Raw genomic sequence first — 13074 nt, 5'->3', positions numbered from 1 at the left:
CCACCAAGGAGAGCGATTGTGATCACGGCGACGGACCTCGAGGTCCGAGCTGGTGCGCGCATCCTGCTCTCGCCCGAGGGTCCGGACCTGCGCGTGCAGCCGGGCGACCGCATCGGGTTGGTGGGCCGCAACGGCGCGGGCAAGACCACGACGCTGCGCATCCTGGCCGGGGAGAGCGAACCGTATGCCGGATCGGTCAGCCGTAACGGCGAAATAGGCTATCTGCCACAGGATCCCAAAGAGGGAGACCTTGACGTGCTGGCTCGGGACCGGGTGCTGTCGGCTCGTGGGCTCGACGTGCTGCTCACCGATCTGGAGAAGCAGCAGGCGTTGATGGCCGAGGTCGCCGACGATGACGCGCGCGACCGCGCGATCCGCCGCTACGGTCAGCTCGAGGAGCGCTTCGTCGCACTGGGCGGCTACGGCGCCGAAAGCGAGGCGGGCCGGATCTGCGCGAGTCTCGGCTTGCCCGAACGGGTGCTGACCCAACAGCTGCGTACCCTGTCCGGAGGCCAGCGCCGCCGGGTCGAGCTGGCGCGGATTCTGTTCGCCGCCTCCGACAGCGGCGCGGGCTCGGGGACCACGCTGCTGCTCGACGAGCCGACCAACCACCTCGACGCGGATTCGATTGGCTGGCTGCGGGATTTCCTGCGGTCACACACCGGCGGGCTGGTGATGATCAGCCACAACGTCGACCTGATCGCCGATGTGGTCAACCGGGTGTGGTTCTTGGATGCGGTGCGCGGCGAGATGGACGTCTACAACATGGGCTGGCAGAAATATCTCGATGCCCGGGCCACCGACGAGCAGCGTCGTCGCCGGGAACGCGCCAATGCCGAACGCAAGGCCGCCGCGCTGCGAACCCAAGCCGCCAAGCTGGGCGCCAAGGCCACCAAAGCCGTTGCGGCACAGAACATGTTGCGTCGCGCCGATCGGATGATGGCCGCACTCGACGAGGAACGGGTAGCCGACAAGGTGGCCCGGATCAAGTTTCCCACCCCGGCCGCCTGCGGCCGCATTCCGCTGGTGGCCAAGGGGCTCAGTAAGAGCTACGGATCGCTGGAAGTGTTCAGCGGTGTCGACCTGGCCATCGACCGGGGCTCGCGCGTTGTCGTGCTCGGACTCAACGGCGCCGGCAAGACCACGCTGCTGCGACTGCTGGCTGGTGTCGAGACACCCGACACCGGGGCGCTTGAGCCCGGACATGGTGTGCGCATCGGCTATTTTGCGCAGGAGCACGACACGCTGGACAACGATGCGACCGTCTGGCAGAACGTTCGGCACGCCGCACCGGAAACCGGTGACCAGGAGTTGCGCGGCCTGTTGGGCGCGTTCATGTTCAGCGGCCCGCAGCTCGAGCAACCGGCCGGCACACTGTCCGGCGGCGAAAAGACGCGCCTCGCGCTGGCCGGACTGGTGGCCTCCACGGCGAACGTGCTGCTGCTCGACGAACCGACCAACAACCTCGATCCCGCCTCGCGTGAACAGGTCCTTGACGCGCTGCGCAGCTATCGCGGCGCGGTGGTGTTGGTGACCCACGACCCCGGTGCCGCCGAGGCGCTCGACCCGCAACGGGTCGTGCTGTTGCCCGACGGCACCGAGGACTATTGGTCCGAGGAGTATCGGGACCTCATCGAGCTGGCCTGAGAAATCGCAAGCGTTTTCAGCCAAAGCGGTCCCGCTATCGCCGGCCGGTTCCTACCCTGGAACCCGGGGATCGTGATCATGCGTGGGAGGCAGCCGGTGAGAACCCAGCGGAAGTCGAAGAAGACGCGCGATCAGTTGTTGCACGAGTTGCGCAACGCTTATGAGGGCGGAGCCAGCATCCGCAACTTGGCGGCCAGCGTTGGGCGATCGTACGGATCCGTTCACAGCATGCTGCTCGAATCCGGTACCACGATGCGCAGCCGCGGCGGACCAAATCATCGCGCCCGGCCGGCCCGAGCGTAACACCACGGCGAGATTCGGATTTTCGCCGTGGCGTGACGCGCACGGCCCAAATCAGCGGCGGCGCACTGAGTTTTCCACCAGGTCCAGTACGGCGGAGAGCCGCTGCGGGTCTTCGCCGGAGGCCAGCCTGGCCACCAATCCGTCGAGGACCAGATCCAGGTAGCACTGCAACACGTCACTGGCAACGTCGTCGCGCACCCTTTTGGCTTGCTTCTGCCGGCGCAGTCGATCGGTGGTCGCGGCGGCCAGTTCCAGGGAGCGCTCTGCCCAGCCGCGGTTGAACGCCGGGTCATTGCGTAGCTTGCGCGCGATCTCCAGCCGGGTGGCCAGCCAGTCGAACTGTTCGGGCGCGGCGAGCATGTCACGCATCACCTGGATGAGGCCTTCGCGCGAAGCGACATCGGCCATGCGCTCGGCGTCCTCGTGCGCCAGCGCGAAAAACAGCGCGTCCTTGTCCCGGAAGTGGTGGAAGATGGCACCGCGCGACATACCGATCGCCTGTTCCAGACGCCGGACGGTGGCTTTGTCGTAGCCGTATTCGGCAAAGCAGCGGCGTGCGCCGTCGAGGATCTGGCGGCGGCGAGCCGCCAGGTGGTCCTCGCTGACTTTCGGCATGGCCAGGGCTGGGGTCGCCTGGCGTTAACCCGATTTGAGCATGTTGCGCAGCACGTACTGCAGGATGCCGCCGTTGCGGTAGTAGTCGGCCTCGCCGGGTGTGTCGATGCGTACCACCGCGTCGAACTCGACTGCGGCGTCACCGCCGGCATCCTTGCTGGCCTTGACATGCACCGTTTTCGGCGTCTTGCCGTCGTTGAGCGCCTCGATCCCGGTGATGTCGAAGACCTCGGTGCCGTCCAGTCCCATTGACGAAGCGGACTCCCCCTCGGGGAATTGCAGCGGAATCACCCCCATGCCGATCAGGTTGGAGCGGTGAATGCGTTCGAACGACTCGGCGATCACTGCCCGCACGCCCAGCAGCAGCGTGCCCTTGGCCGCCCAGTCGCGTGAGGAGCCGGAACCATACTCTTTACCGCCGAGCACCACCAGCGGAATGTTTTGTGCCGCATAGTTTTGCGCCGCGTCGTAGATGAATGCCTGCGGGGCCTTTCCATTTTGGGGGTCTTGGGTGAAGTCGCGGGTGTAACCGCCGGACACGTCGTCCAGCAACAGGTTGCGAAGCCGGATGTTGGCGAACGTGCCGCGGATCATCACCTCGTGGTTGCCGCGCCGCGAGCCGAAGGAGTTGTAGTCCTTGCGCTCCACACCGTGCTCGTCGAGGTATTGCGCGGCGGGGGTGCCCGGTTTGATGCTGCCGGCGGGGGAGATGTGGTCGGTGGTCACCGAGTCACCGAGCAGCGCAAGCACCCGGGCGCCGGTGATGTTGCCCACCGGCTCCGGTTCGGCCGACATTCCCTCGAAATACGGCGGCTTGCGGACGTAGGTCGAATCCTGGTCCCACTCAAAGGTATTGCCGCTCGGGGTCGGTAGGTTACGCCAGCGCTGGTCACCCTTGAACACGTCGGCGTAGTTCTTGGTGAACATCTCCTGGTTGATCGCCGACGCGATGGTGTCGGAGACGTCTTTCTGCGACGGCCAGATGTCTTTCAAGTAGACGTCGTTGCCGTCGTTGTCGGTGCCCAACGGCTGCGACTCGAAGTCGAAGTCCATGGTGCCGGCCAACGCGTAGGCAACCACCAACGGTGGTGAGGCGAGGTAGTTCATCTTCACGTCGGGGTTGATGCGGCCTTCGAAGTTGCGATTGCCCGACAGCACGGCCGCCACCGAAAGGTCGTTGTCGTTGATGGCCTTCGAGATCTCGTCGGGCAGTGGGCCCGAGTTGCCGATACACGTGGTGCACCCGTAGCCGACCAGATAGAAGCCGAGCTTCTCCAGATACGGCCACAGCCCGGCCTTGTCGTAGTAGTCGCTGACCACTTGGGAGCCCGGCGCCATGGTGGTCTTCACCCAGGGCTTGGCGGTCAGCCCCTTTTCGACGGCGTTGCGGGCCAGCAGGGCCGCGCCGAGCATCACCTCCGGGTTGGAGGTGTTGGTGCACGAGGTAACCGCGGCGATCACCACCGCGCCGTGGTCGAGCACGAATTCGCCCAGTTCGTCGGATTTCACCGTCACCGGGTTGCTCGGGCGGCCTTCGGCACCCACGGCCGCTGACTGCATGACGGCGGCGTCGTCGTCGGCAAACGACAGCTGCCCCGGGTCGCTGGCCGGGAAAGTCTCCTCGACAACCTCGTCGAGCTTGGTGTGCACGGCCGGCTGATGCTCCTCGACGTAGTTGTGAATGTCCTTGCGGAACTGGGACTTCGCTTGCGCCAACACGATTCGGTCCTGCGGGCGCTTGGGTCCGGCGATCGACGGAACCACGTCGGAGAGGTCGAGCTCGATGTATTCCGAGTACGCGGGCTCGTGCTTCGGGTCGTGCCACATGCCCTGTTCTTTGGCGTAGGCCTCGACCAGCGCCAGCTGTTCCTCGTTGCGGCCGGTGAACCGCAGGTAGCTGATGGTCTCTTCGTCGATCGGGAAAATTGCTGCGGTAGAACCGAATTCGGGACTCATGTTGCCCAGTGTGGCGCGGTTGGCCAGCGGCACCTCGGCGACGCCCTCGCCGTAGAACTCGACGAACTTGCCCACCACGCCGTGCTTGCGCAGCATCTCGGTCACGGTCAGCACGACGTCGGTGGCCGTGACGCCGGGCTGGATCTCACCGGTCAGCTTGAAGCCGACCACTCGCGGGATCAGCATCGACACCGGCTGACCCAGCATCGCCGCCTCTGCTTCGATACCACCCACACCCCAGCCCAGCACGCCCAGGCCGTTGACCATCGTTGTGTGCGAGTCGGTGCCCACACAGGTGTCGGGGTAAGCCACCCCGTCGCGGGCCATCACGACACTGGCCAGGTATTCGATGTTCACCTGGTGCACGATGCCGGTGCCCGGCGGCACCACCTTGAAGTCACGGAAAGCGCCCTGGCCCCAACGCAAGAACTGATAGCGCTCACCGTTGCGCTGGTATTCGATCTCGACGTTGCGCTCGAACGCGTCGGCCCGCCCGAACAGGTCGGCGATCACCGAGTGGTCGATCACCAGGTCCGCCGGCGCCAGCGGATTGACCTTGTCGGGCTTGCCGCCCAGGTCGGCGATGGCCTCCCGCATGGTGGCCAAGTCGACGATGCAGGGCACGCCGGTGAAGTCCTGCATGACGACCCGGGCGGGCGTGTACTGGATTTCGACGCTGGGCTCGGCTTCGGGGACCCAGTTCGCGATGGCCTCGATGTGATCCTTGGTGATGTTGCTGCCGTCTTCGTTACGCAGCAGGTTCTCGGCGAGGACCTTGAGGCTGTAGGGAAGTCTTTCGGTGTTCGGAACGGCGTCGAGGCGATAGATCTGATAACTCCGGTCGCCGACCTTGAGTGTGTCGCGGGCTCCGAACGAGTTCACAGACTCTTTGCTGGTCACATCAACTCCCGAGGATTCAGTTCTGCCGCCGACGGGCCGTGTCGACGGTGCTTCACAGGCGCAGCTACTTTAACAGTACGTTTGTCCTGCATTGCGGTTGGTACCCGTGCCCTTCAGTCTCGTCGTGCCGGGCGCGAGTTGAAAAGCCCCTCGCTGATTCGACTGGCCGGGATACCGACGACGCGGCCCGCAGTGACGACGGCGCTCCGCTGGCTTCGAGCGCGTCGCCAGTGCGGATACTTCGCGAAATTGCCGTCCCTACGGGCACACTGAACGCCGCCGACGCATCCTCGACGCGTACGGTTCCTGTAGCACCGCGGGACGTGTGAGAGGAGCGACACCATGACCGGGCACGACACCGGAGGCCAGCTGCCGTTACCCCAGACGATCCCGTTCCTGCCGGCCTACATTCCACAGGATGTCGACATGACGGCGGTCAAGGCACAAGTCGCCGCGGTTGGCGTCAGCGCGCCACCGGCGGCCGTGCCGGGATTGCTCGAGGTGGTCAACCACGCTCACGACGAGGGCATCAACCTCAAGATCGTCCTGCTGGACCACAACCCGCCCAATGACACTCCGTTGCGGGATATCGCGACCGTCGTGGGCGCCGACTACAAGGACGCGACGGTGTTGGTGCTCAGCCCCAGCTATGTCGGCAGCTACAGCACGCAGTACCCGCGGGTCACGCTGGAGGCGGGGGAGGACCATTCCAAAACCGGTAACCCAGTGCAATCCGCGCAGAATTTCTTGCACGAGCTGGACACGCCGGAGTTTCCCTGGGCGGGGTTGACCATTTTTTTGCTGATTGCGGTGCTTGTCACGGCCGTCGGAACCCGGTTCATGCAACTGCGCACCCGGCAGTCAGCAACCTTGGGTGACAGCGCCGACGGGACATTGGATCAAGCCGGCCAGGGCATCTAGCCAGCATGTGAGCCTCGGCCGAGGGTAGTGCGCCGGCCGTGCGTCTGGTTGGCGGCAAACGCTTCACATCACCGTTCGGTCACATTAATTGCACGTCCAGGGTGCACTTTGTGACATACGTTTCTTTAGCGTCAGGTGTGACGTACGGTGCAAATGATGATTGTGATGCCATTAGCGCTTTCGGCGCTGACTCCGTCCATCCGGTTTGAGCCATAGGAGACCAAAGTCGATGAGACGGCCCCGAGGTGGCTCTGCTTCACGATCGGCAGCGCGGTGGGTGCGGCCGGCCATTCCGCCGGTCTTGAGTGTGCTCTTGCTGGTATCGACTCCCGGACTGGCGCCCGCCGCTCCCGGCACTGACCCCATCGCCGCACTGATCGCCGAGGTCGCCAAGGCCAATCAGCGGCTGGAGGACCTCAGCGCCGCCGTGGAGATGGAGCAGGAGAGCGTCAACAAAGCGATGGTCGCCGTGGAGACCGCTCGTGACGAGGCCACCGCTGCCGAACATGAGCTCGAGATCAGCCAGCAGGCCGTCAAGGACGCCAACGCGGCGATCTCGGCAGCGCAACACCGATTCGACACGTTCGCGGCGGCCACCTATATGAATGGCCCGTCCGACAGCTACCTGACCGCCAAGAGCCCCGACGACATCATCGCCGCGGCGACCGCGGCGCGGGCGATGACCGCCAGCACCCAGACGGTGATGGCCAACCTGCAGCGGGCCCGGACCGAACAAGTGAACAAGGAATCAGCGGCCCGGCTGGCCAAGCAGAAGGCCGACAAGGCCGCTGCCGATGCCAGGACCAGCCAGGACGCGGCGGTGGCCGCCCTCACCGACACCCAGCGCAAGTTCGGCCAACAGCGCGAGGAGGTCAACCGCCTGGCCGCAGAACGAGACGAGGCGCAGGCCAGGCTGCAGGCGGCCAGGCTGGTCGCCTGGTCCTCGGCCGGCGGGCAGGGTCTGCCCGGCGAGATGTGGGACCCGGGCGCGGGACCCGGCGGCGGCCGCCGGTGGGACGGGTGGGATCCCTCGTTGCCGCAGATTCCCAGCGCCAACATCCCGGGCGACCCGATCGCGGTGGTCAACCAGGTATTGGGCTACTCGGCTACCTCGGCACAGGTCACCGCTCAGATGGGACGAAACTTCCTGCAGCAGCTGGGCATCCTCAAGCCCACCGACACCGGTATCACCAACGCCCCGGCGGGTTCGACGCATGCCGGCCGGATTCCGCGGGTCTACGGACGGCAGGCCAGCGAGTATGTGATCCGTCGTGGCATGTCTCAGATCGGGGTGCCGTATTCCTGGGGTGGCGGCAATGCCGCCGGCCCCAGTAAAGGCATCGACTCCGGGGCCGGCATTACCGGCTTCGACTGTTCCGGTCTGGTCTTGTATTCGTTCGCCGGGGTTGGCATCAAGCTGCCGCACTACTCGGGTTCGCAATACAACCTGGGTCGCAAGATCCCGACTTCCCAGATGCGTCGCGGCGACGTCATCTTCTACGGTCCCGGCGGCAGCCAGCACGTGACGATCTACCTGGGCGACGGTCAGATGCTCGAGGCGCCCGACATCGGCCTGAAGGTCCGGGTTGCGCCCGTGCGCACCAGCGGGATGACGCCCTTCGTGGTGCGCTACATCGAGTGGTGAACGGGGATTTATGCGGCACAAGCGATTTCGCCTGATCAACCTAGCCTGGATCACCGCGATGGTGACCGGGTTCCTGGTTGCTGTAGCGGCGCCGGCCGACGCCGATCCCGGTCAGTGGGATCCGACTTTGCCGGCAACCGCCAGCGCGGGCGCACCCGGGGATGCTCTCGCCGTCGCCAACGCGTCGCTTCAGGCCACCGCCCAGGCCACCCAGACCACCCTCGACTTGGGGCGACAGTTTCTGGGCGGGCTGGGCATCAACCTCGGCGGCAGTCCTGCCCCAGGTGCCGCCAACACCAGCCCCAGCCGGATTCCGCGTGCCAACGGCCGGCAGGCCATCGAGTACGTGATCCGCCGGGCCGGATCGCAGATGGGCGTCCCCTATTCCTGGGGCGGCGGCACTTTGGAGGGCCCGAGTAAGGGCGTGGACTCCGGCGCCGGGACCGTCGGCTTCGACTGCTCGGGGTTGATGCGCTACGCGTTCGCCGGCGTGGGCGTGCTGATCCCGCGGTTTTCCGGTGACCAGTACAACGCGGGCCGCCACATCCCGCCCAATGAGGCCAGACGCGGCGACCTGATCTTCTACGGCCCGGGCGGTAGCCAGCACGTCACGATGTACCTGGGCAACGGTCAGATGCTGGAGGCGTCCAGCCTTGCCGGCAAAGTCACCGTGAGCCAGGTACGTAAGGCCGGCATGACACCGTTCGTGACCAGGATCATCGAATACTGAGCCGGTGCGGCTCAGGCAACTGTCCGGGGCGTCTCGTCCGGCTTCCCCCGCACGGTTGCGTCCCGCCCGGACGGTCTAGGGTGGCCGGGCAGGAACCGCGGCGTCGACGGAATCCACGGCGCCTGGAATAGTTGAACGCGGGCACGTCGCTGCCCCGCGACGTTGGTTGGTGTCAGCAGTCGTGTCTGATCGAGCGGTGGAGGGTTGTCGATGACAGCAGCAGGTGGCGGTTACCCGGGTCCGGGCGGGCATTCCGGCGCGCCGGCCCATGAGGCGCCGCCGGGCGGTCCTGGTGGTTCTGACGGGCTGGCCGCCGAGGTGCACACGCTTGAGCGGGCCATCTTCGAGGTCAAGCGGATCATCGTGGGCCAAGACCAGTTGGTGGAGCGGATGCTGGTCGGCCTGCTCTCCAAGGGCCACGTATTGCTCGAAGGCGTGCCCGGCGTGGCCAAGACGCTGGCGGTGGAGACATTCGCGCGGGTGGTCGGCGGGAGCTTCGCACGTATCCAGTTCACCCCCGATCTGGTGCCCACCGACATCATCGGCACCCGCATCTATCGGCAGGGCAAGGAGGAATTCGACACCGAGCTTGGTCCGGTGGTGGTCAACTTCCTGCTCGCCGACGAGATCAACCGAGCTCCGGCCAAGGTCCAATCGGCGCTGCTGGAGGTGATGCAGGAACGTCACGTCTCCATCGGCGGCAAGACCTTCGCGCTGCCCAATCCGTTCCTGGTGATGGCGACCCAGAACCCGATCGAGCACGAAGGTGTCTACCCGTTGCCCGAGGCGCAGCGCGACCGGTTCCTGTTCAAGATTCACGTCGGCTATCCCTCGGCAGAGGAAGAGCGCGAGATCATCTACCGGATGGGCGTCACCCCGCCGCAGCCCAAGCAGATCCTGGATACCGGCGACCTGGTGCGGCTACAGGGCATAGCGGCCAACAACTTCGTCCACCACGCGCTGGTCGACTATGTGGTCCGGGTCGTCTTCGCAACTCGGGCACCCGAGCAGCTGGGGATGAACGACGTCAAGAGCTGGATCGCGTTCGGAGCATCTCCGCGAGCCTCATTGGGCATCATCGCCGCCGCCCGCTCACTGGCGCTGGTGCGTGGTCGCGACTATGTGATCCCGCAGGACGTCATCGAAGTCATTCCCGACGTGCTGCGGCACCGGTTGGTGCTCACCTATGATGCGCTGGCCGACGAGATCACCCCGGAGGTCATTATCAACCGGGTGCTTCAGACGGTCCCGCTGCCGCAAGTGAATGCCGTTCCGCAACAAGGCCATTCGGTTCCGCCGGTGATGCAGGCGGCGGCCGCGGCTAGCGGCCGGTGACCGAAAGCAAGGCGCCGGCGGTCGTCCATCCGCCGTCGTTGCTGCGGGGCGACATCGATGACCCGAAGCTGTCGGCGGCGCTGCGCACCCTGGAGTTGGCCGTCAAGCACAAGCTGGACGGTGTCTTGCACGGCGATCACCTCGGCTTGATCCCGGGGCCGGGCACGGAGCCGGGGGAGTCGCGTCTCTACCAGCCGGGCGATGACGTGCGCCGGATGGATTGGGCGGTCACCGCCCGGACCACCCACCCGCATGTGCGCCAGATGATCGCCGACCGGGAACTGGAGACCTGGCTCGTGGTGGACATGTCGGCCAGCCTGGACTTCGGTACCGCCGTCTGCGAGAAACGTGACCTCGCGGTGGCGGCCGCCGCCGCGATCACCTTCCTCAACAGTGGGGGCGGCAACCGGATCGGTGCGTTGATTGCCAACGGCGCCACGATGACTCGGGTCCCGGCCCGTACCGGCCGCCAGCATCAGCACACCATGTTGCGCACCGTCGCGACCATGCCCAAGGCGCCGGCCGGGGTGCGCGGCGACCTGGCGGTGGCCATCGACGCGCTGCGCCGGCCGGAACGTCGCCGGGGAATGGCGGTGATCATCAGCGACTTCCTGGGCCCGATCAACTGGATGCGGCCGCTGCGGGCGATCGCGGCCCGCCACGAGGTGCTGGCCATGGAGGTGCTCGATCCACGCGATGTCGAGCTGCCCGATATCGGCGACGTAATCCTGCAGGACGCCGAAACCGGCGTCACCCGCGAATTCACCATCGACACACAGCTGCAGAACGATTTCGCCCGGGCCGCAGCGGCGCATCGCGCCGAGGTGGCCCGGACCCTCCGCGGTTGCGGCGCACCGGTGCTGACGCTTCGCACCGACCGCGACTGGCTGGCCGACATCGTCCGCTTCGTCGCCTCCCGGCGACGTGGTGCCATGGCGGGGGCTCAGTGACACACCTGCTCGCATCTTTTATGACGGGTCTGATATGACACTGCCGTTGCTCGGTCCGATGACACTGTCCGGCTTCGAACACTCCTGGTTCTTCTTGTTCCTCTTTGTCGTTGTCGGGCTGATGGCGCTCTACATCGTGCTGCAACTGGCGCGCCAGAAGAGGATGCTGCGGTTCGCCAACATGGAGTTGCTGGAGAGCGTGGCCCCCAAACGGCCCTCCCGCTGGCGGCATGTTCCGACGATCCTGTTGGCGTTGTCGCTGGTGCTGTTGACCACCGCGATGGCCGGGCCGACGCATGACGTCCGGATTCCGCGCAACCGGGCGGTCGTGATGCTGGTGATCGACGTGTCGCAGTCGATGCGCGCGACCGACGTCGAACCCAACCGCATGGGCGCCGCACAGGAGGCCGCCAAGCAGTTCGCCGACGAGCTCACCCCCGGCATCAATCTCGGACTGATCGCTTACGCCGGCACGGCGACGGTGCTGGTGTCGCCGACGACCAACCGTGACGCGACCAAGAACGCGTTGGACAAGCTGCAATTCGCCGATCGCACGGCCACCGGGGAGGCGATCTTCACCGCCTTGCAGGCCATCGCCACCGTCGGCGCGGTGATCGGTGGCGGGGACACGCCGCCGCCGGCGCGCATCGTGCTGTTCTCCGATGGCAAGGAGACGATGCCGACCAATCCGGACAACCCCAAGGGCGCCTATACCGCCGCGCGTACCGCCAAGGACCAGGGCGTGCCGATCTCGACGATCTCGTTCGGCACGCCATATGGCTTCGTCGAGATCAACGGCCAGCGCCAGCCGGTGCCCGTCGACGACGAGACGATGAAGAAGGTCGCCCAGCTCTCCGGTGGGAACGCCTACAACGCCGCGACGTTGGCCGAGCTGAAGGCGGTATACGCGTCGCTGCAGCAGCAGATCGGCTACGAGACCATCAAGGGCGACGCCAGTACGGGCTGGCTGCGGCTGGGGGCGTTGGTGTTGGCGCTGGCCGGACTGGCCGCGTTGCTGATCAACCGTCGGTTGCCGACCTGACGTCACGCCGAACGTAACGCCACGGCGAGAAATCGCGCCGGATTTCGCCGTGGCGTTACAGTCGGCGCGCTCGTGCTTCGCGCACCCGGTGGACGACATCCTCGGGGTGGTCTTCGGCTACCACTCGGATCACTATCCACCCGTAGCGCTGCTCCAGCTTGGCGAGGCGCCGGATGTCCTTCACATATTGACGGCGGTCGGACCGATGTTGGTCGCCGTCATACTCGACGGCGACCTTGATGTCTTCCCAGCCCATATCCAAATAGGCTTCTACCCAACCCCATTCGTTGCGGACGGCGATTTGTGTCTGCGGGCGCGGGAAGCCGGCGGTAACCAGCAGTAGCCGCAGCCACGTTTCCTTGGGCGATTGCGCCCCGGCATCCACAAAATCCAGGGCAGCTCGGGCCGCCCTGACGCCTCGGCGGCCCCGATAGCGATCGAGAAGTACCTCGACATCGACGAGCTTCAACTCCGTAGCTTGCGCCAGGGCATCGATCGCAGCGACCGCGACGCCCAGCGGGTAGCGGCATGCCAGGTTCAGGGCGGTGCGCGCCGGCGTGGTGACGCGCATGTCGTCGACAACGCCGATTTCATCGTCACCGATGAGCTCTTCCCATACCTGCACGCCCTTGGCGGGCCGGCGGTTGGTGTCGATGATCGTGGCCGGTCGGGCCGGATCGATCCACTTGGCGCCATGCAGGGCCGCGGCGGAGAAGCCGGCCAGGATGCCCCGGCGCCGGGAGCGCAGCCACAGCGCCTTTGCCCGTAGCACCGCCGTCAGCTCGGTGTCTCTCGGTATGTAGACGTCTTGATGCAGCGCGATATACCGACTGCGCAGCTCATAGCGGGACAACTGGTGCGAGGAGAGGGCTTCAGTGCCCAAGAACGGATCGGCCACGGCGAAAGTGTGCTCGATCACACCGACACCGGCCGCCGAGCGTAACGCCACGGCGAGATTTGGCCCGATTTTTCGCCGTGGCGTTACTGTCGCGACATGCGACGAGCCGATTTCGGTGTTGCCTCCACAAGG

At 65.9% G+C, this 13074-nt stretch carries 11 protein-coding genes; 8 read left to right on the top strand and 3 right to left on the bottom strand.

The annotated features are described in order from the left end of the window. The first annotated feature begins 18 nt into the window (after nt 1–18). Together AWC07_RS17465 and AWC07_RS17460 are read left to right on the top strand one after the other, a co-directional pair. Nucleotides 19–1647: an ABC-F family ATP-binding cassette domain-containing protein gene (locus AWC07_RS17465; RefSeq protein WP_036414818.1), complete on the top strand. Its 1629-nt coding sequence runs from the start codon at nt 19–21 to the stop codon at nt 1645–1647. Nucleotides 1648–1725: 78 nt separating this feature from the next. After that, nucleotides 1726–1950, top strand: a complete 225-nt coding sequence (locus AWC07_RS17460) for a helix-turn-helix domain-containing protein (RefSeq protein ID WP_036414875.1) — start codon at nt 1726–1728, stop codon at nt 1948–1950. 51 nt (nt 1951–2001) lie between these two features. Here AWC07_RS17460 and AWC07_RS17455 read toward each other — a convergent pair whose 3' ends face one another. Beyond that, nucleotides 2002–2565: a TetR/AcrR family transcriptional regulator gene (locus tag AWC07_RS17455; protein ID WP_036414819.1), complete on the bottom strand. Its 564-nt coding sequence runs from the start codon at nt 2563–2565 to the stop codon at nt 2002–2004. A gap of 24 nt (nt 2566–2589) precedes the next feature. Next, on the bottom strand, nt 2590–5421 hold the full coding sequence (gene acnA / locus AWC07_RS17450; protein ID WP_036414832.1) for an aconitate hydratase AcnA: 2832 nt from the start codon (nt 5419–5421) through the stop codon (nt 2590–2592). Nucleotides 5422–5763: 342 nt separating this feature from the next. Here acnA and AWC07_RS17445 point away from each other — a divergent pair, with 342 nt between their 5' ends. The 6 genes from AWC07_RS17445 (at nt 5764) to AWC07_RS17420 (ending at nt 12044) form a co-directional block, all read left to right on the top strand. Then, nucleotides 5764–6342, top strand: coding sequence for an Rv1476 family membrane protein (locus tag AWC07_RS17445; protein ID WP_036414833.1), 579 nt, complete (start codon nt 5764–5766; stop codon nt 6340–6342). A 229-nt stretch (nt 6343–6571) separates the two neighbouring features. Further along, entirely contained in the window at nt 6572–7987 is a 1416-nt protein-coding gene (gene ripA / locus AWC07_RS17440) for an NlpC/P60 family peptidoglycan endopeptidase RipA (protein ID WP_036414834.1), read from the top strand. 10 nt (nt 7988–7997) lie between these two features. Further along, nucleotides 7998–8717, top strand: coding sequence for an NlpC/P60 family peptidoglycan endopeptidase RipB (ripB, locus tag AWC07_RS17435; RefSeq protein WP_036414835.1), 720 nt, complete (start codon nt 7998–8000; stop codon nt 8715–8717). Nucleotides 8718–8927: 210 nt separating this feature from the next. Continuing rightward, entirely contained in the window at nt 8928–10052 is a 1125-nt protein-coding gene (gene moxR1, locus AWC07_RS17430; protein ID WP_036414836.1) for a chaperone MoxR1, read from the top strand. Continuing rightward, nucleotides 10049–11002: a DUF58 domain-containing protein gene (locus AWC07_RS17425; protein ID WP_036414842.1), complete on the top strand. Its 954-nt coding sequence runs from the start codon at nt 10049–10051 to the stop codon at nt 11000–11002. Before moxR1 ends, AWC07_RS17425 begins: the two co-directional genes overlap by 4 nt. Before the next feature lie 34 nt (nt 11003–11036). Continuing rightward, nucleotides 11037–12044, top strand: a complete 1008-nt coding sequence (locus AWC07_RS17420; RefSeq protein WP_036414844.1) for a VWA domain-containing protein — start codon at nt 11037–11039, stop codon at nt 12042–12044. 55 nt (nt 12045–12099) lie between these two features. On the opposite strand, the gene AWC07_RS17415 is transcribed toward AWC07_RS17420, so the two are convergent. After that, the gene (locus tag AWC07_RS17415; RefSeq protein WP_036414878.1) at nt 12100–12942 is read right to left on the bottom strand and encodes a hypothetical protein; all 843 of its coding nucleotides are present in this window, start codon (nt 12940–12942) and stop codon (nt 12100–12102) included. Nucleotides 12943–13074: the final 132 nt, after the last annotated feature.

This window comes from Mycobacterium gastri, from assembly GCF_002102175.1.
Classification (GTDB): Bacteria; Actinomycetota; Actinomycetes; order Mycobacteriales; family Mycobacteriaceae; genus Mycobacterium; species Mycobacterium gastri.
The sequence above is the reverse complement of the archived record's forward strand: the minus strand, read 5'-3'. Positions and strand labels throughout refer to the sequence as shown.